Raw genomic sequence first — 16,890 nt, forward strand, 5'->3', positions numbered from 1 at the left:
TCATGTCCGTCGTACTCGACACCCCCGTCGCCGTTCGGCGGACAGCCATGGACCTGCTTGCGCGCCGCGAGCATGGTCGCGTCGAGCTGACGCGCAAACTGCGCCAGCGCGGCGCTACGGATGAGCTGATTGAGCCCGCTCTCGACCGGCTCGCCGAAGAAGGGCTGCTCAGTGAGGCCCGCTACCTTGAAAGCTTCATCAGGTACCGTTCCAATGCCGGCTATGGCCCAGCGCGTATTCGCGAGGAGCTGGGCCAGCGTGGCCTGAACCGAGGCGATATTGACCAGGCACTGCGTGACTGTGGTGTGAACTGGGCAGAGCGGCTACAGGATGCCTGGCAGCGCAAATATGCCGGGCTACGTCCGCATGACCCCCGCAGCCGTGCCCAGCAAACCCGGTTTCTCGCTTACCGTGGGTTTCCCTTGGACATGATCGGCCGCCTGCTCAGCGGCCGAGACTTGGACGACTACTGATCTAACAGCTACATCGCAGGCGCACTCAGCTGACCTTCAACGCCTCCCGCGCCCGCTGCGTGGTATGCATCGGCTGTGGCTTTGCCCAGTTCTCCGACAGGTTGATGAAATCCACCAGCTCACGCAGACGCCCTTGATTACGCCCATTGAAGGCAAAGGTCAGGCGGGTCAGATGGTTGTAGTTGCCTACTTCATGCTCTACGCCACTGTCGGCATGTTGATGGTACTTCCCGCTCAGTCGTAAATCGGCAAAGGCTTCCTGAATCTCATGCAGTGCCGCGTCGCTGAGCCGATGGTGCATGCGGATCACAAACTGGTTCTTCAGCCAGCGGCTGGAGTGGTAGTTGCTGTAGAACTGGTTGATTTCCTCCACTGCCTCGTCGGCACTGTGTACCAGGCGCACCAGCTTGAGGTCACTGGGCAGGATGTAGCGGTTTTCTTCCAGTTGCCTGCTGATGAAGTCCAGGCAGTCACGCCAAAAGCTGCCACCTGGTGAGTCCAGCAGGACCACCGGCACCAGTGGGCTCTTGCCAGTCTGAATCAGCGTCAGTACTTCCAGTGCCTCATCGAGCGTGCCGAAACCTCCCGGGCAAAGGACCAGGGCGTCGGCTTCCTTGACGAAGAACAGCTTGCGAATGAAGAAAAAGTGGAAGGGCAGCAGCTTGTCAGTGCCATCCACTGTCGGGTTGGCGTGCTGTTCGAAAGGAAGGGTGATGTTGAAGCCCAGGCTATGATCGCTACCCGCGCCTTCGTGCGCTGCGGCCATGATGCCGCCGCCTGCGCCGGTAATGACCATGAGGTCGGAGCGGGCCAGTGTGGCACCCAGCTCGCGAGCCAAGGCATACATCGGGTGTTCCAGCGGTGTGCGGGCCGAGCCGAAAACAGTGACCTTGCGCCGGCCCTTGTAGCGTTGCAGGCTGCGGAAGGAGTGGTCCAGCTCGCGAAGGGCCTGCAAGGTGATCTTGGCACTCCAGCGATCGGTGTCGTCGTGGGCCATGCGCAAGATGGTCAGCATCATGTCGCGGTACAGTGGCAGGTTGGGGCTGTCCGGTGCGACCAGTTGCAGTTGTTCATCGAGTTTACTCAGGTCGATACCACTGTCCCTGAAGTGATTGAACAGATACTCATTGGGTTGGTAAGGCATTCAACGTCTCCTTCTGCAGCAAAACCTCTGACCGAGCTGATGGCTGGGCTCGGCCGCGACACTACGTGCGTCGCTGGCTGCTCTGGCTCGAGTGTGCGTCCCGAGCATTGCAGTAGGCCTTCAAGGCCCTGATGCAGGTGCGTAATTCATCTTGTCGTTTTTGTGCGCTTCGCTATCAATCTAGACCCTCGCGCCACTTCATGCAGGCACTATCACCAAGGCCACTCGTCGGTACGCGGCCATTGATGGCAAGGGTTTGGTTAACTGGAGAAGCGAAACGTGTCGATGCAGGAGGTGGCGGTATGCATCGCTTGGTCATCGAGGTAGACCGGCAGCTCTATCAGCAGCTGGAACATGCGGCACAGGTTCATCATGTGAGCCTGGAGGCGGAGTGCCTGCGGCGGTTGGCTGCGTTGGAATGCCAGTCACCTTACCTGCAGGCGCTTCTGGCAGAGATGCGCGCCGAGGAAGAGCCGCGGCGCGCGGAGGATGAGCGGGTCAGTTGATTACTTCTTCTTGTTTCCGGCAGTGCAGCTGGCAGCGTCAAAGGCCTGGTCCATGACCGGTTGATTGGTCTTGTAGACGGTGAAGCGATAGACCATCACGGCGCCTTTTGACATCAGGTTGCGGTAACCGCTGTTCCGGCAGACGCTGTCACCTAGCTGGCTGCGCACCTGCTCTGCGTTTTGCTGCATGCGTGCGGCTTGCTCGGCGCGCACGCTCAGGTGGTTCACCAGTGCCTTGCCTTCAACGGTATAACCCTGGTCGAGGATATCTTCGTTGATGGCTCGCGGGGTGCCGACGCTGCTTTCCTTGGCGACCTTTTCCAGCATCTTGTTCAGCTCGAACTCCTGCTTGGAGGCCGCCTGGGCTGCCAGTGGCAGGGTGAGCAACAGGCTCAGGGTCGGGACGATAAGACGCAGCATGAATCTCTCCTGGTTCGGTGACTGGCGCTTCGACATGCGCAGACGGCTGGTGTTCCATGAAACCCGCAGAATCGCGGGCAGGCTCGCGGCCACCAAAACGCTGATTATAAAGGACCAGCCGGTCCAGCTGCACGGCAAATGACGCCCGCTCTGGTAGACTGGCGCTTTGTTTTCATCGAGTTATCGCAGTGTCCAGTCACAACCTGTCCCGAGGCTTGCCAGCATGAGCCATGCGGTAGCGCGCCTGCGCGCCGAACGGCTGGCCCGCAGCATCAAGCCGTTCATTGCTCGTGGTTCACGTGCCGAACGCTGCCCTGACTGTCGGGTTATCGCCACCCATTGCCTGTGTGCCTGGAAGCCAAAGGTGCACGCCGACTCTGGGGTATGCCTGTTGATGCATGATACCGAGCCATTGAAGCCGACCAACACCGGCTGGCTGATCGCCGACCTCATCGAAGATACCTCTGCCTTCGGCTGGTTGCGAACGTCGGTGGACGAACGCTTGTTGACCTTGCTGGCAGACCCACAGTGGCAGCCGTACATCGTCTTCCCTGGCGAATTCGTCGCCCAGGAGCGGGTGGTCAGCGAGGTCGTGCGTGAGCCGGGCAAACGCCCGCTGTTCATCCTGCTGGATGCCACCTGGACCGAAGCCCGCAAGATGTTCCGCAAGAGCCCTTATCTTGACCGTTTCCCGGTGCTGAGCCTGCAAGCTGAGCAGTTGTCGCGCTATCGCCTGCGCCGCTCCAAGCGCGATGATCATTTCTGCACTGCGGAAGTTGCTGCCATGTGCCTGGACCTTGCGGGTGACGACCAAGCCTCCCAAGCCCTGGATGCGTATCTGGATGTGTTCAGCCTGCACTACCTCAGTGGCAAGCGTCGCCTGCCTCTGGACGAGCAGGACGCTACCCACCAGCGTTTGCATACCTTCCTATAGTCCAAGGGGCACAAGCCCCACTTTGGTTCATAATGACGGGGCTGGCGGCCAGGATGAAGCGAGGCGGCAGGGCGAGTGGTTTGACCTGCCCGGCCGTGCTCGGCACCTTGGCGCCGATTCCCCGCCGGGCGCTATTCCTCCGCCGCTGCGCCTGGCACAGAACAGGATCCTTAGATCGATGGCCATGTACGAAATCCTGATTGCCGATGACCACCCGCTGTTTCGTAGCGCTCTGCGCCAGGCCGTCACCCTCGGCCTGGGCGCGGATGTGCGCCTGGTCGAGGTGGCGAGCATCGCCGAGCTGGAAAGCCGGCTGAGCGAAAAAGCCGACTGGGACCTGGTCCTGCTGGACCTGAACATGCCGGGCGCCTATGGTTTCTCCGGGCTGGTCCTGCTGCGTGGCCAGTACCCTCAGATCCCGGTGGTGATGGTCTCGGCCCAGGAAGAGGCTGCCGTTGTAGTCAAGTCCCGCGAGTTTGGGGCCAGTGGTTTCATTCCAAAGTCCAGTGGGCTGGAAGTGATTCAGGATGCAGTGAGGAAGGTGCTCGATGGCGACGTCTGGTGGCCGCCTCAGGCATTTGAAAGGGTCGATGTCTCGGCCGAGGCCAAAGCCGCCAGCGAAGGCCTGGCCAGCCTCACGCCACAGCAGTTTCGCGTGTTGACCATGGTCTGTGAAGGCTTGCTGAACAAACAGATCGCCTATGAGCTGAATGTGTCGGAAGCGACCATCAAGGCCCATGTGACGGCCATTTTCCGCAAGCTGGGTGTGCGCACTCGGACCCAGGCGGCCTTGTTGCTGCAACAACTTGAATCCGTTGCGAGCAGCTAAATGCTTGCCGCTTCACGCTTTTTTGACTCATTTTGAACTAGTCTGCTGGCCTTTCATCGGTGAAGTGACGCACATGTCGCCATTCAAAGGCCAGACCGGCCTCAAACGTATCTTCAACGCCGCCGGCTATTCGCTGGACGGCCTGCGCGCCGCCTTCAAGGGCGAGGCTGCTTTCCGTCAACTGGTACTGCTCAATGTGCTGCTCATCCCGATTGCCTTTTGGCTGCCGGTAAGCCGCGCCGAGCGGGCCATCATGATCGCCGTGTGCCTGCTCGGGCTGATCGTCGAACTGTTCAACTCGGCGGTGGAGGCGGCCATCGACCGCATTTCGCTGGAGCGTCATCCGCTTTCGAAAAACGCCAAAGACATGGGCAGTGCTGCGCAATTCGTAGCACTGACCATGGTGGCGTTGGTCTGGGGCGTTATCCTGCTCTAAGCGATCGGTGGCAAGACGATCTCGTCACTGCGCGTAAACCCTGCGGTGAAGTTGCGGCACAACTCGAGAAACTCGCGCATGGCCGAGGTCTGGTATTTTTGTTTGTGCCAGATGAAGTAGAACTGGCGCATCAGGTCCAGCTCCGGGGTTTCGACCGGCACCAGGCTGCCACGCCGGAAGGCATCGCGCAGGGCCAGGCGCGATATGCAGCCAATACCCAGGCCTGATTCCACGGCACGCTTGATCGCTTCGGTATGCTCCAGCTCCAGGCGTATGTTCAGGTTGGCGCGATGATGCCGCATGGCCTGATCGAATGTCAGGCGGGTGCCGGAGCCTTGCTCGCGAAGAATCCAGGCTTCCTGGGACAGGCTTTCGATATCTGCGCGGCCCACCTTGGCCAGCGGGTGTTGCGGCGCGCAGAACACTACCAGTTCGTCCTCAACCCAAGGCTGTACCTCCAGGTCCGGATGGTTGCAGTCGCCTTCGATCAGACCCAGATCAATTTCGTATTGTGCAACCTGGTGCACGATATGGGCTGTGTTCTGCACGTGCAGCTTGACCTGGCTTTCCGGGTGTACCTGCATGAAGCTACCGATCAGCAAGGTGGCCAGGTAGTTGCCAATGGTCAGTGTGGCGCCGACTGCCAGTGAGCCAAAACCGGACTTGCCGTTGAGCAGGTCTTCGATCTCCTTGGCCTGGTCGAGCAGCGCAACCGCTTGCGGCAGCAGCTGATGCCCCAAGGCGTTGAGGGCCAGGCGTTTACCTGCACGGTCGAACAACTGGCAGCTCGATTGCCGCTCCAGTTCAGTGATGGACGTGCTGGCAGCCGACTGCGACAGGGCCAGCACACTGGCGGCTCGAGAGACGCTCTGATGCTGGGCCACGGCGACGAATACCTGTAGCTGACGAAGTGTGAATCGCATATCTATATAACCGATAACACATATCTTGATAATTCAGTTAACAGATATTGTCGCTGCCCCTAAACTATCGCGCAACTGTGCGCTGTGCGCGCTGCGTTTTCTTCAGGAGCCCCATCGATGAGCAACATGAACCACGAACGTGTCCTCAGTGTGCATCACTGGAACGACACCCTGTTCAGCTTCAAGTGCACCCGCGACCCGGGCCTGCGCTTCGAGAACGGTCAGTTCGTGATGATCGGCCTGCAGCAGGACAGCGGCCGTCCGCTCATGCGCGCCTACTCCATCGCTTCGCCCAACTGGGAAGAGCACCTGGAATTCTTCAGCATCAAGGTGCCTGACGGCCCGCTGACCTCCCAGCTGCAGCACCTGAAGGAAGGCGACGAGATCATCATCAGCAAGAAGCCTACCGGTACGCTGGTCCTCGACGACCTGAACCCGGGCAAGCACCTGTACCTGCTGAGCACCGGCACTGGCCTGGCGCCGTTCATGAGCGTCATTCAGGACCCGGAAACCTACGAGCGCTTCGAGAAAGTGATCCTGGTGCACGGTGTGCGCTACGTGAACGAAGTGGCCTATCGCGAGTTCATCACCGAACACCTGCCACAGAACGAGTTCTTTGGTGAGGCGGTGCGTGACAAGCTGATCTACTACCCGACCGTTACCCGCGAGCCGTTCGAAAACCAGGGCCGCCTGACTGACCTGATGCGCAGCGGCAAGCTGTTCAGCGATATCGGCCTGCCACCGATCAACCCGCAGGACGACCGCGCCATGATCTGTGGTAGCCCGAGCATGCTCGACGAGACCAGCGAAGTTCTCGACAGCTTCGGCCTGAAGATCTCCCCGCGCATGCGTGAGCCGGGTGACTACCTGATCGAGCGTGCTTTCGTCGAGAAGTAATCGACCGGCAATGAAGGCGCAGGCTTGGCCTGATGCCAGTCAGTTAAGCGTTTTGGGGCCGCTTTGCGGCCCATCGCCGGCAAGCCGGCTCCCACAGGTACAGCGCAGACCTCAAGAACTGTGCGGTCCCGGTAGGAGCCGGCTTGCCGGCGATGTGCTGCGTAGCAGCCCTGACAACGCTAACTGACTGGCATTAAGGTAAGGCCTGCGTTTTTTATGCCTGTGCGACTGAGGTTGCCAGTGCTTTCAGTTTTCCGGCACGACCTCAAGCACGCGAATTACATCCGGCTGCGGGTAGTGCCACCTGACCTGCACATCCCAGAACTTCACCCCATACACCCGCTCTGGCGGCGGCACCTGATAGGCCGGTCGTGGGTCCTGTGCCAGGCACTGTTCGATAAGCTCCACCAGTGGTTCGCCCAGGCGCAGGGCGTGTTCGCGGGCCTGGGGCAGGGCGCTATCGCCCCAGTGCACGGCAATCGCGGCAGGCGCATCGCTGGCCATCAGGTTGCTCGCCCCGGCGATGCTGTCGGCATAGGGAACATACGGCTTGATATCCAGCACCGGCGTGCCATCGAGCAGATCGATGCCGGACAGCAGCAGCCGACCCGGCTCCACAGCCTCCAGGCGTACCACCGACTGGCCGATGCCATTGGGCCGATGGGTCGCTCGCGTAGCGAACACGCCCATGCTTTTGTTGCCGCCCAAGCGTGGTGGGCGCACTTTAAGGCGTGGCTTGTCTTCCAGGGCCTGATGGAACAGGAACAACAGCCACACATGGCTGACCTGCTCCAGGCCCGCCACGGCCTCGCCTTGGTCGAACGGCGGCAGCAACTCAAGTACCCCGCGTGCAGCCGGCGCCAGCTGTGGCTGCCGCGGGATTGCGAACTTCTCCTTGAAACAGGAGCGCACGATGCCGACAGGCGAAACCGTATGTTGCATGGCGAGTCAGCCGCGCACGCGCAGGGTCAGGCCCTTGAGGAAGTTGCGCAGCAACTGGTCGCCGCAAGGCCGATAGTTCTCATGGCCCACCTTGCGGAACAGCGCGCTGAGTTCGGGCTTGGAAACCGGGAAGTTGACCGACTTGAGGATCACATGCAGGTCGTCTTCCTTGAGCTCAAAGGCTACGCGCAGCTTCTTGAGGATGGTGTTGTTGGTCACCGGCAGCTCTACAGGCTGTGGCGGACGGCTATCGTCCTTGCCGCGGCGGTGGAAGACCAGACCGTCGAGAAAGTGCGCCATGACCCGCTCGGGGCAGCGCACAAAACCGGGCTCGTCCTCTTTCTTCAGGTAGGTGGCGAGCACCACCGGATTAACCTCCAGGCCCGAGAGCGCGATGATCTCGGCCATCTTGGCGTCGTTCACCTTGAGCATGTAGCGCAGGCTGCGCAGTACATCGTTGTGGTTCATTGCTGCAAAATCCTGTTCAGATGCCACGCCTGGGCGTGGCGCATCGCTTAGAAACGTTCAGTGCCGGCCAGGTAACGCCAGTTGCCCACAGGCAGCTTGCCCATGGATACACCGCCCAGGCGAATACGGCGCATACTGAGTATTTCCAGGCGCAGGTAGGCGCAGATCTCGGAGATCTGCCCGGGTTGTGGGTTCTTCAGGGCCAGGCGCAGGTGGGTCTCGTTTTGCCAGCTGGCCTTGGCCTTGGGCAGTTCCCGATCATTGCGCGTCGCGCCGCGCGCCAGGCGCTCCAGCGCCTGTGGCGTGGTCTCGCCGCGCACTTCAATGATGTATTCCTGTTCCAGGCGACGCAGGTCGGCCTCGATCTTGCGGGTAACCTTCCAATCCTGGGTGAACACCTGCAGGCCACTGGCACCGCGCTCCAGGGGCGCCGAACAGGTCAGCCGGGTGAAGTGCCCGTGCAGCGGCCGCACGCCTTCGCGATGTGCTTCGCTGAGGCTGGCCATGTTCATGCTGGCGCGGGCCGTATCGATATCGACACCCGCAGGCTGGTTGAGCAGCAGGGTAACCGGGTCAAGCGCCTCGGCATTGGCGCCCGGCAACAGCTCGACAGCCTGGTGTTCGACCTTGAACTGAGGCTGCTCGACTACAACGCCATCGACCGTGACCCAGCCTCCTTCGATATACAGCTCTGCCTCTCGGCGTGAGCAGCCGAGCTGCTCGATGAGGCGTTTGGACAGGCGGACGGGTTCGGACATGGCAGGCAATTCGCAAGGCAGGGAAAGTCTTACATTGTACCTGCCCATTTGCGGTTGATGACGGGAATCTGTGCCGAATGCACCATTTCGGAAGTATTGCACGGCATCCTGCGACAAAGTCCTAGGACGCTGTACGAATCAGCTTCATATGAAGCAATGGATAGGGCTGCCCCAGGCCATCTGTTTCGGAGCGCCCGATCACTTCGAAGCCCTCGTGCAGGTAGAAGCCCAAGGCTTGGGGGTTCTGTTCGTTGACATCCAGGCATTGCGCGTTCAGTTCGCTGATGGCATAGCGCAGCAAGCGCCTGCCCACGCCTCGGCCACGGTATTGGGGTGCGACGAACAGCATGTCCACACGCCCATTGGCGACACCGGCAAAGCCGCAGATGCGCTGACGGTCCTTGCAGCAGACCAGCATGACGGCGTCCAGGTACTTGCGTAGCACATGGTCGCGCAGTAGCAGGATATAAGCGTCAGGCAGAAAGTCGTGGGTTGCGCGCACCGAGTTCTCCCAGACCTGAACCAGTTCCGGGTAATCACACAGGTGGGGTGTTTGCAGCGTCAATGCCAAATGCATGCCGGTGTTCCTCGGTGGTCATTGAGGAAACCATAGATGCAAAAAGCCCCGCCAGTGGGCGGGGCTCCTTCTACGTGCGCAGCCTCAAACAGGCTCGACCCACATGTCGTACTCGTCGGCATCGACCACCCGGCAACGGACCTTGTCGCCCGGCTTGAAGCCATGGTCGCCATCGATGAACACGCTGCCATCGATCTCAGGTGCATCGAAGAAGCTGCGGCCGACCGAGCCTTGCTCTTCGACTTCGTCGATCAGCACTTCGATTTCCTTGCCGATGCGCAATTGCAGGCGTGCGCTGCTGATGGCCTGCTGGTGGGCCATGAAGCGATCCCAGCGCTCCTGCTTGACGTCATCCGGCACTTCTTCCAGGCCCAGGTCGTTGGCAGGCGCACCTTCGACCGGCGAGTACTGGAAGCAGCCGACGCGGTCGAGCTGGGCTTCGGTCAGCCAGTCCAGCAGGTACTGGAAGTCTTCTTCGGTCTCACCCGGGAAACCGACGATGAAGGTCGAGCGGATCACCAGTTCCGGGCACTGTTCGCGCCAGTTCTTGATGCGCGCCAGGGTGCGGTCTTCGAAGGCGGGGCGCTTCATCGACTTGAGCACTTTCGGGCTGGCGTGCTGGAACGGGATGTCCAGGTACGGCAGGATCTTGCCGGCGGCCATCAGCGGGATCACGTCGTCGACGTTCGGGTACGGGTAGACGTAGTGCAGCCGCACCCAGGCGCCCAGGCTGCTCAGCGCTTCGCACAGCTCGAGCATGCGGGTCTTGACCGGGCGGCCGTTCCAGAAATCGGTCTTGTACTTGACGTCCACGCCGTAGGCGCTGGTGTCCTGGGAAATCACCAGGATCTCCTTGACGCCGGCCTTGACCAGGCGTTCGGCTTCGCTCAGCACTTCGCCGACCGGGCGGCTGACCAGCTTGCCGCGCATCGACGGGATGATGCAGAAGCTGCAGCTATGGTTGCAGCCTTCGGAGATCTTCAGGTAGGCGTAGTGGCGCGGGGTCAGCTTGACGCCCTGCGGCGGTACCAGGTCGATCAGCGGGTTGTGGTCCTGGCGTGGCGGTACCACTTCGTGCACGGCATTGACTACCTGCTCGTACTGCTGCGGGCCAGTGACCGACAGCACGCTGGGGTGCACGTCACGGATGCTGCCTTCCTCGACACCCATGCAGCCGGTGACGATGACCTTGCCGTTTTCCTTGATCGCTTCGCCGATCACTTCCAGCGACTCGGCCTTGGCGCTGTCGATGAAGCCGCAGGTGTTGACCACCACTACGTCGGCATCCTCGTAGGTGGGCACGACTTCATAACCTTCCATACGCAACTGGGTCAGAATGCGCTCGGAATCTACCAGGGCTTTTGGGCAACCCAGGCTGACGAACCCTACCTTGGGGGTGGCGGGAGTGGTGGACATGACTAACCTCGGTATTGAATACAGGTCGCCCGGCCGGAAACGGCGGCGATCCTGACGGGCGCTTCTGGGCGCCTCTGATCAAAAAGTGCGCAATTCTAGCGAGCGCAAGGTCGCTTGACCAGCACAAATGCGACGAACGCTGCGCTATGCTTCGCGCCGTTGCGTCGGGGCATGTGCGATCCCCTGGCGCGAGGCAGAATTCTACCGGTCTAGATGGCCGTTTGCGGGAGTGGTCGATGGTTCAGGCAAGCAGTCACGCCGAGGGCGGGCAGGGGGCGACGCGGTCGCTGAGCCTGTTGGTGGCAGCTGTTGGGGTGGTCTACGGCGATATCGGTACCAGCCCGTTGTATACCCTCAAGGAAGTCTTCACCGGCGGTTACGGGGTGCCGGTCAATCATGATGGTGTGCTGGGGATCCTGTCGCTGATCCTCTGGTCGCTGCTGTGGGTGGTGTCGTTCAAGTACGTGATGTTCATCCTGCGCGCCGACAACCAGGGAGAGGGCGGTACCATGGCCCTGACCGCGCTGGCGCGGCGGGCTACGGCGGCCTACCCGCGCCTGCGCACGCTGATGGTCATCTGTGGCCTGATCGGCGCCTCGCTGTTCTACGGCGACAGCATGATCACCCCGGCGGTGTCGGTGCTGTCGGCAGTAGAGGGCATGGGCCTGGCATTCGACGGTATCGACCATTGGGTGGTGCCGATTTCGCTGGTGGTGCTGGTGGCGCTGTTCCTGGTGCAAAAGCATGGCACCGAGAAGATCGGCAAGCTGTTCGGCCCGATCATGGTCACCTGGTTCGTGGTGCTGGCGGCGCTGGGGGTGCATGGCATCTCGCAGAGCCCCGAGGTGCTCAAGGCGTTCAACCCGGGCTGGGCGGTGAACTTCTTCATCGTGCACCCGGGCATGGGTGTGGCCATTCTCGGTGCTGTGGTGCTGGCCCTGACCGGTGCCGAGGCGCTGTACGCCGACATGGGCCATTTCGGTCGCAAGCCGATTGCCCGTGCCTGGTTCGCCCTGGTGCTGCCAGCATTGGTGCTCAACTATTTCGGCCAGGGCGCGATGCTGCTGCAAAACCCTGACGCTGCGCGCAACCCGTTCTACCTGCTGGCGCCGACGTGGGCGTTGCTGCCGCTGGTGGGGCTGGCGACCATGGCCACGGTAATTGCTTCGCAGGCGGTGATCTCGGGTGCTTTCTCCCTGACCCGCCAGGCTATCCAGCTGGGTTATATCCCGCGTATGCATATCCAGCACACCTCCAGCGACGAGCAGGGGCAGATCTACATCGCAGCAGTGAACTGGACGCTGATGGCAGGCGTTGTGCTGCTGGTGATCGGCTTCGAATCATCCGGTGCGCTGGCGGCCGCTTACGGCGTGGCGGTGACCGGCACGATGCTGATGACCACCATCCTGGTGTCGGCGGTGATGCTGTTGTTGTGGAAGTGGCCGCCGGTGCTGGCGGTACCGATTCTGATTGGTTTCCTGCTGGTCGACGGGCTGTTCTTCGCCGCCAACGTGCCGAAGATTGTCCAGGGCGGCGCCTTCCCGTTACTGGCCGGGGGTGTGCTGTTCCTGCTGATGAGCACCTGGAAGCGCGGCAAGCAGATTCTGGTCGAGCGAATTGATGAGGGTGGGCTGCCGTTGCCGGTGTTCATCAGCAGCATTCGCGTACAGCCACCGCACCGCGTAGAAGGTACTGCCGTGTTCCTCACTGCGCGGCCCGATGCCGTCCCGCATGCGCTGTTGCACAACATGTTGCATAACCAGGTGCTGCACAGCCAGGTGGTACTGCTGACGGTTGTGATTGAAGACCGGCCACGGGTGCCCGAGCAGGAGCGCTTTGAAGTGGAGGCCTATGGTGATGGCTTCTACCGGGTGCTGTTGCACTTCGGTTTCATGGATGAGCCGGATGTGCCGGCGGCACTGAAGCTATGCCACCTGGACGGCCTGGACTTCAGCCCCATGCGTACGACTTATTTCCTAAGCCGCGAAACGGTGATCGCGTCGCGTCTTGAGGGGATGTCGCGCTGGCGGGGCAACCTGTTTGCGTTTCTGCTCAAGAACGCCAACGGTAACCTGCGTTTCTTCAACCTGCCGCTCAACCGGGTGATCGAGTTGGGTACACAGGTCGAGATCTGATCAAAGCGAGGGGCCGCAACGCGGCCCCTCGCTACGCCTCAGTTCTGTTCTGCCACGCTGGACTTGCCCTGGCGTATTTCAATTTCATCGATCAAGCGCTTGGCCAACGCCGGATAGTTCTCGTCGAAGTGATGCCCACCGGGCAGCTTAATGCGCTCGCCCACTGCAGTCTTGTCGGTGCAACCGCTTTCATCGGCCTCTTCCACACCGTATATGCATACCACTTTGGGCGCCGGCAGTTTGGCCATCTCCGGCCCGGTAGGCGCCTCCTGACCTTCCTTGCCCAACCAGCCCTCGACCTCGATCTCAAAGCTGCCACTGCGGGCGAAGGCCAGCAGCATCACCGCATCGATACGTTGCTGGTCCTCGGCAGGCAGGCGGTTGTAGATCGCCGGCAGCACGTCGGCACCGAACGAATAGCCGGTCAGCACAAAACGCTTGGTACCCCATTTCTGACGATAGTGCTGCATCAGTGCCGACAGGTCGGCAGCGCTTTGCTCGGGTGTCTTGTGCTGCCAGTAGTAACGCAGGGTGTCTATGCCGACCACCGGGTAACCAAGCTTGGCCATTTCACCGGCCACATCGCGGTCCAGGTCGCGCCAGCCACCATCGCCTGAGAGGAACAGGGTAACGGTGCCGGTGGTTTGCCCGGCAGGCACTTCCACGACCGGGATTGCCAGCGCGTTGCCATCGTGGCCGACCAAGGCCTGGGTCAGTTGCGCCTTGAGTAGTTGTGGCAGGTGGATGTCGTAGTCGCTGATGCTGGTGTCGGCATTGCGCTGTTCGCGCACGAAGGCGGCGCTGGCGTCATCCGGGTTGTCGTTCCAGGCGACGCTCCAGTGACCATGAGGGGCGGACTTGGGCAAGGCTGCAGCGCAGCTGGGCTGCTCCATGTTGAAATTCACGGAGATGGCGCGGGCCTTGTCGTCATTCTGTGTGGCCAGCCAACGCCAGGCCTGGCTTGCACCAGGGCCGATACCGGCCACCAGGGTCGGTTTTTCGGCCAGAAGGGTCATGGCCTTATCCATCGATTGCTGCTGGTTACTGCAGGCCCCCGGCGGCAGGATGACTTGCACCAGCTGAGCCTCACCGGCCTTGCTCAAGTCAAGCAACTGTTTGTCGGTCAGCGCCTGATCCTGGGGTACGCCGATGGCCACCCAGGCTTTGGCATGCACGCCCGGGATGACGCGGGTGATGCGGGTGTCATTGACGGTCAGTTGCTCAAGGCGTGCTTCTGGGGCCGGTCGGGCCCCCAACCAGAAGGCAGTGGCCCCAGCCAATGCGGCCAAGAGCAGGGGTATCAGTAGGTACAGCCAGTAGCGTCGGATCATCAACGTTTCACCAATCCAGTCAGGCCGCCCGCAATCAGGGCGGCAGTGTCGGCCAGTGCCACCAGCGGGTCGAGCCCGGCCGGCACGGCCATATAGCGGGGTTCCCAGTCCGGTTGGAACTTGTCCTTGAAGCGGCGTAGCCCCTGGAAGTTGTAAAGCTGTTCGCCGCGACGGAACACCATCGAGCCCAGGCGCTGGGCCAACGGGGCGCCGCGCCGTGGCTGCAAGCCGGAAAGCGGTACCATGCCCAGGCTGAAACGGCCGTAACCATGGCTTTTGTAGTGCAGGATCAGGCCGATCATCATGAATTCCATGGTCAGCTTCGGCGCCTGGGGGTGGGCACGCATCAGATCGAGGCTGGCCAGTTCGTTACTGTGAGTTTCAAGCAGGTTGGCAAACGCCACTGGCCGGCCCTGGTAGCGAATCAGGGCGATGCGAAAATGCTGCAGGTACTCAGGGCTGAAGCGCCCGAGCGAGAAGCCTTTTTCGCGCACGTTCTTGCCGCCGAGCCAGGCATCCGAGATCTCTTTGAGTTCAACCATGGGGGCCTGGCCCGGTTCATGGATCTCCAGGCTCAGGCCATCGCGGCCGCCGCGGTTCCAGGTGTAGCGCAGGTCTTTCATTTCCTTGCCTTTGGCTTCGATGTCGAAGCGGCGCAAGTCGACTCGGGCTTCTTCGCCGAGCTTGAGCGCGGTCAGGCCGATGTCCATGTAGAACGGCAGATTCTCGGCACGCACCTGGTAGAACACCGGGCGGGCGTGGTGCAGGTCGCATAGATCGCGGAATTGCCAGATCATCTCGGCACGTTCCTGGGCCGGGCCGATCGGGTCGTACAGGGCCACCAGGCTGCGGCCCCGGCGCGCGTACATCAAGAAAGCGTTGCCATTGGGGTGGAACAGCAGGGCTTTGTCACCGGTCAACGCCAGGCCGCCGTCAGGTTGGTCGGAAACCTGCAGGATACGGTTGGCGCGCTGTATCTCCTCGTCGTCTGGCAGGTGGATGACTGGCCGGGCAGTGCGCAGCAGCCAGGTCAGGGCCACGACCAGCAACAGTACTGCGCTGCCCATGGCGGCGCGCAGGCCGCGTGGGGCATCGGCGTCAAGGGTGAATTGCCACCACAGCTGATGGCTGTAGGGCACGTCCTGGTAGGCAAACAGCAGTAACCACACTGAAGCACCGACCACGCAGGCACTCGCTGCCAGGTACACCGGGGAAAACGGCAGCTCCAGCAGCCTGCTTGGGCGGTAGAACGAACGGCGGAACAACGCGAGCAGGGCAGCGGTGAAGGTCAGCAGGCAGGCCTCTTCCCAGTCGAAGCCTTTGAGCAGCGACAGCAGCGCGCCAACCAGGAGCAGTACGGTAGTCAGTAGCCAGGCGGCAGACAGGCGTCGGCGCAAGCCCTGGGCCAGCAACAGGCACAGCACGCCAATCAGGCTGGCACCGAAATGCGAGGCATCGATGAGGCGGTGCGGTACCAGAAAGCCCATGTGTTCCAGGCGGGTGTCGATTTCCGGTGTTGCGCCGGAGAACAACAGCACCACACCGGAGAGAAACACGAGTATCGCCAGCACCGGTGCAGCCAGCCCGGAGGCGGCCTTGAGCGCCTGCTGCGCAAACAGCAGGCGCTTGGCTTCATTGGCCAGCAGCAGCCCACAGGCCAGCAGCAATGGCAGTACCACATAGATCAAGCGGTACAGTAGCAGTGCGGCGGCCAGTGGCGCGGCGCCGAGCTGATTGGCGAAGGCTGCGAGCAGAATCGCCTCGAACACCCCGACGCCGCCAGGCACATGGCTAAGTACACCGGCTGCAAGTGCCAGCAGGTAGACCAGGACGAATGTGCCAAACGGAGGGGCTTGCGGGAGCAGCAGGTAAAGGACGGTCGCGGCGGCGGCTATATCCAGCGCGGTGATTGCCAGTTGCAGTGCAGCCAGCCGTGCGCCGGGCAGGCGCAGCGTCCGGCGCCCCAGTTGCACCAGCAGGCTGTCTGGTAGCGGCTGCTCTGCCAGGCGTCGGCGATACAGGCCAGTCACCAGGACGGCGGTCAGTGCAAGCACGCCGATAGCGACTGTGGCCAGTACAGGGGTGGGCAGGTGCAGGGCGGTAGCCGCAGCTGGCAAGTTGCTCAACGTGGCCAGTGCCGCCAGAGGGGGCAGGGCGCAGCCCAAAGAAAGGCTGGCAAACACTGTCATGCGCGCGACTTCGGCAGCGCCCAGGCCTTCTCGAGCATACAGGCGATAGCGCACCGAACCGCCCGAGAGCATCGACAAGCCAATGGCGTTACCAATGGCAAATGCGCTGAAACCGCCTAACAGAAGCGTACGCCCAGGCAACTTCACGGCGGCATAACGGCAGGCCGACCATTCATATCCCAGCAGGATCAAGAACCCGATAACCGCAGCGAGTAGCGCGCCGGCCAACGAGCGGGTGGGCACGCTGAGTATCGCATCGTGCAGAGCATGGATATCCAGTTCACTGAGCAAGTGGCGGCAGGCTATCAGTGCCATTGCGAACAGCGCCAAGGTAACTGCCAGGGTGATGGGCTGGCGATAGCGGCTCACTCGCTCCAGCCACGGCAAGCGCTGGGCAGCTGTGGGCAGGGTTGAGGCTATGGGTGCCTGGTGTTCTGGGTTACGGTCGGTCATGAGTTACCCCGGGCAAGCAGCGCGAGGTAGGGGGAGGGGGCGGCCAAGTGAAAGTCCCT

General features: G+C 61.7%; 18 protein-coding genes. 8 read left to right on the forward strand and 10 right to left on the reverse strand.

Annotation, left to right across the window (positions count from 1 at the left end):
* Positions 1 to 2 precede the first annotated feature (2 nt).
* Positions 3 to 473 carry a recombination regulator RecX gene (gene recX, locus ACMGGN_RS02760; protein ID WP_046788328.1) on the forward strand — a complete coding sequence of 157 codons (471 nt, stop codon included), beginning with the start codon at positions 3 to 5 and terminating at the stop codon, positions 471 to 473.
* A gap of 25 nt (positions 474 to 498) precedes the next feature.
* On the opposite strand, the gene ACMGGN_RS02765 is transcribed toward recX, so the two are convergent.
* A complete protein-coding gene (locus ACMGGN_RS02765) occupies positions 499 to 1,617 on the reverse strand; it encodes an LOG family protein (RefSeq protein ID WP_115274051.1) in 1,119 nt (372 codons plus the stop codon).
* A 302-nt stretch (positions 1,618 to 1,919) separates the two neighbouring features.
* On the opposite strand from ACMGGN_RS02765, the gene ACMGGN_RS02770 reads away from it, so the two are divergent.
* Positions 1,920 to 2,123, forward strand: a complete 204-nt coding sequence (locus tag ACMGGN_RS02770) for a hypothetical protein (protein WP_046787958.1) — start codon at positions 1,920 to 1,922, stop codon at positions 2,121 to 2,123.
* Here the strand turns inward: ACMGGN_RS02770 and ACMGGN_RS02775 are convergent, their stop codons facing one another.
* Positions 2,124 to 2,543 carry a quorum-sensing-regulated virulence factor family protein gene (locus tag ACMGGN_RS02775; RefSeq protein WP_414156446.1) on the reverse strand — a complete coding sequence of 140 codons (420 nt, stop codon included), beginning with the start codon at positions 2,541 to 2,543 and terminating at the stop codon, positions 2,124 to 2,126. It lies immediately after the preceding gene.
* On the opposite strand from ACMGGN_RS02775, the gene ACMGGN_RS02780 reads away from it, so the two are divergent.
* From ACMGGN_RS02780 to ACMGGN_RS02795, 4 genes are all read left to right on the forward strand, one after another.
* The gene (locus ACMGGN_RS02780; RefSeq protein WP_158621143.1) at positions 2,542 to 2,685 is read left to right on the forward strand and encodes a hypothetical protein; all 144 of its coding nucleotides are present in this window, start codon (positions 2,542 to 2,544) and stop codon (positions 2,683 to 2,685) included. The two genes, ACMGGN_RS02775 and ACMGGN_RS02780, sit on opposite strands and share 2 nt — an antisense overlap.
* A gap of 81 nt (positions 2,686 to 2,766) precedes the next feature.
* Positions 2,767 to 3,477: a tRNA-uridine aminocarboxypropyltransferase gene (locus ACMGGN_RS02785; protein ID WP_414156447.1), complete on the forward strand. Its 711-nt coding sequence runs from the start codon at positions 2,767 to 2,769 to the stop codon at positions 3,475 to 3,477.
* A 178-nt stretch (positions 3,478 to 3,655) separates the two neighbouring features.
* On the forward strand, positions 3,656 to 4,306 hold the full coding sequence (erdR, locus tag ACMGGN_RS02790) for a response regulator transcription factor ErdR (RefSeq protein WP_012315844.1): 651 nt from the start codon (positions 3,656 to 3,658) through the stop codon (positions 4,304 to 4,306).
* Positions 4,307 to 4,379: 73 nt separating this feature from the next.
* The gene (locus ACMGGN_RS02795) at positions 4,380 to 4,742 is read left to right on the forward strand and encodes a diacylglycerol kinase (RefSeq protein ID WP_046787960.1); all 363 of its coding nucleotides are present in this window, start codon (positions 4,380 to 4,382) and stop codon (positions 4,740 to 4,742) included.
* On the opposite strand, the gene finR is transcribed toward ACMGGN_RS02795, so the two are convergent.
* On the reverse strand, positions 4,739 to 5,665 hold the full coding sequence (finR, locus tag ACMGGN_RS02800; RefSeq protein WP_046787961.1) for a LysR family transcriptional regulator FinR: 927 nt from the start codon (positions 5,663 to 5,665) through the stop codon (positions 4,739 to 4,741). The genes ACMGGN_RS02795 and finR overlap by 4 nt on opposite strands.
* Before the next feature lie 117 nt (positions 5,666 to 5,782).
* Between finR and fpr the strand changes: the two genes are divergently transcribed.
* Positions 5,783 to 6,562, forward strand: coding sequence for a ferredoxin-NADP reductase (fpr, locus tag ACMGGN_RS02805; RefSeq protein ID WP_012315841.1), 780 nt, complete (start codon positions 5,783 to 5,785; stop codon positions 6,560 to 6,562).
* A 246-nt stretch (positions 6,563 to 6,808) separates the two neighbouring features.
* Here fpr and tsaA read toward each other — a convergent pair whose 3' ends face one another.
* The 5 genes from tsaA to rimO form a co-directional block, all read right to left on the reverse strand.
* Positions 6,809 to 7,504: a tRNA (N6-threonylcarbamoyladenosine(37)-N6)-methyltransferase TrmO gene (gene tsaA, locus ACMGGN_RS02810; RefSeq protein WP_046787962.1), complete on the reverse strand. Its 696-nt coding sequence runs from the start codon at positions 7,502 to 7,504 to the stop codon at positions 6,809 to 6,811.
* A gap of 6 nt (positions 7,505 to 7,510) precedes the next feature.
* Positions 7,511 to 7,972, reverse strand: a complete 462-nt coding sequence (locus tag ACMGGN_RS02815; protein ID WP_115274053.1) for a DUF1456 family protein — start codon at positions 7,970 to 7,972, stop codon at positions 7,511 to 7,513.
* Between the two features lie 47 nt (positions 7,973 to 8,019).
* The gene (locus ACMGGN_RS02820; protein ID WP_046787964.1) at positions 8,020 to 8,730 is read right to left on the reverse strand and encodes an rRNA pseudouridine synthase; all 711 of its coding nucleotides are present in this window, start codon (positions 8,728 to 8,730) and stop codon (positions 8,020 to 8,022) included.
* Between the two features lie 121 nt (positions 8,731 to 8,851).
* The gene (locus tag ACMGGN_RS02825) at positions 8,852 to 9,307 is read right to left on the reverse strand and encodes a GNAT family N-acetyltransferase (RefSeq protein WP_046787965.1); all 456 of its coding nucleotides are present in this window, start codon (positions 9,305 to 9,307) and stop codon (positions 8,852 to 8,854) included.
* A gap of 84 nt (positions 9,308 to 9,391) precedes the next feature.
* Entirely contained in the window at positions 9,392 to 10,723 is a 1,332-nt protein-coding gene (gene rimO / locus ACMGGN_RS02830) for a 30S ribosomal protein S12 methylthiotransferase RimO (protein WP_414156448.1), read from the reverse strand.
* Between the two features lie 236 nt (positions 10,724 to 10,959).
* On the opposite strand from rimO, the gene ACMGGN_RS02835 reads away from it, so the two are divergent.
* On the forward strand, positions 10,960 to 12,858 hold the full coding sequence (locus tag ACMGGN_RS02835; RefSeq protein WP_414156449.1) for a potassium transporter Kup: 1,899 nt from the start codon (positions 10,960 to 10,962) through the stop codon (positions 12,856 to 12,858).
* A 38-nt stretch (positions 12,859 to 12,896) separates the two neighbouring features.
* On the opposite strand, the gene ACMGGN_RS02840 is transcribed toward ACMGGN_RS02835, so the two are convergent.
* Together ACMGGN_RS02840 and mprF are read right to left on the reverse strand one after the other, a co-directional pair.
* Positions 12,897 to 14,189 (reverse strand): virulence factor family protein, encoded by a 1,293-nt coding sequence (locus ACMGGN_RS02840; RefSeq protein ID WP_414156450.1) that lies wholly within the window; start codon positions 14,187 to 14,189, stop codon positions 12,897 to 12,899.
* On the reverse strand, positions 14,189 to 16,831 hold the full coding sequence (gene mprF / locus ACMGGN_RS02845; RefSeq protein ID WP_414156451.1) for a bifunctional lysylphosphatidylglycerol flippase/synthetase MprF: 2,643 nt from the start codon (positions 16,829 to 16,831) through the stop codon (positions 14,189 to 14,191). Before mprF ends, ACMGGN_RS02840 begins: the two co-directional genes overlap by 1 nt.
* Positions 16,832 to 16,890 lie beyond the last annotated feature (59 nt).

It is taken from the genome of Pseudomonas sp. BNK-30, assembly GCF_047456185.1.
GTDB classification, from domain to species: Bacteria; Pseudomonadota; Gammaproteobacteria; order Pseudomonadales; family Pseudomonadaceae; genus Aquipseudomonas; species Aquipseudomonas putida_E.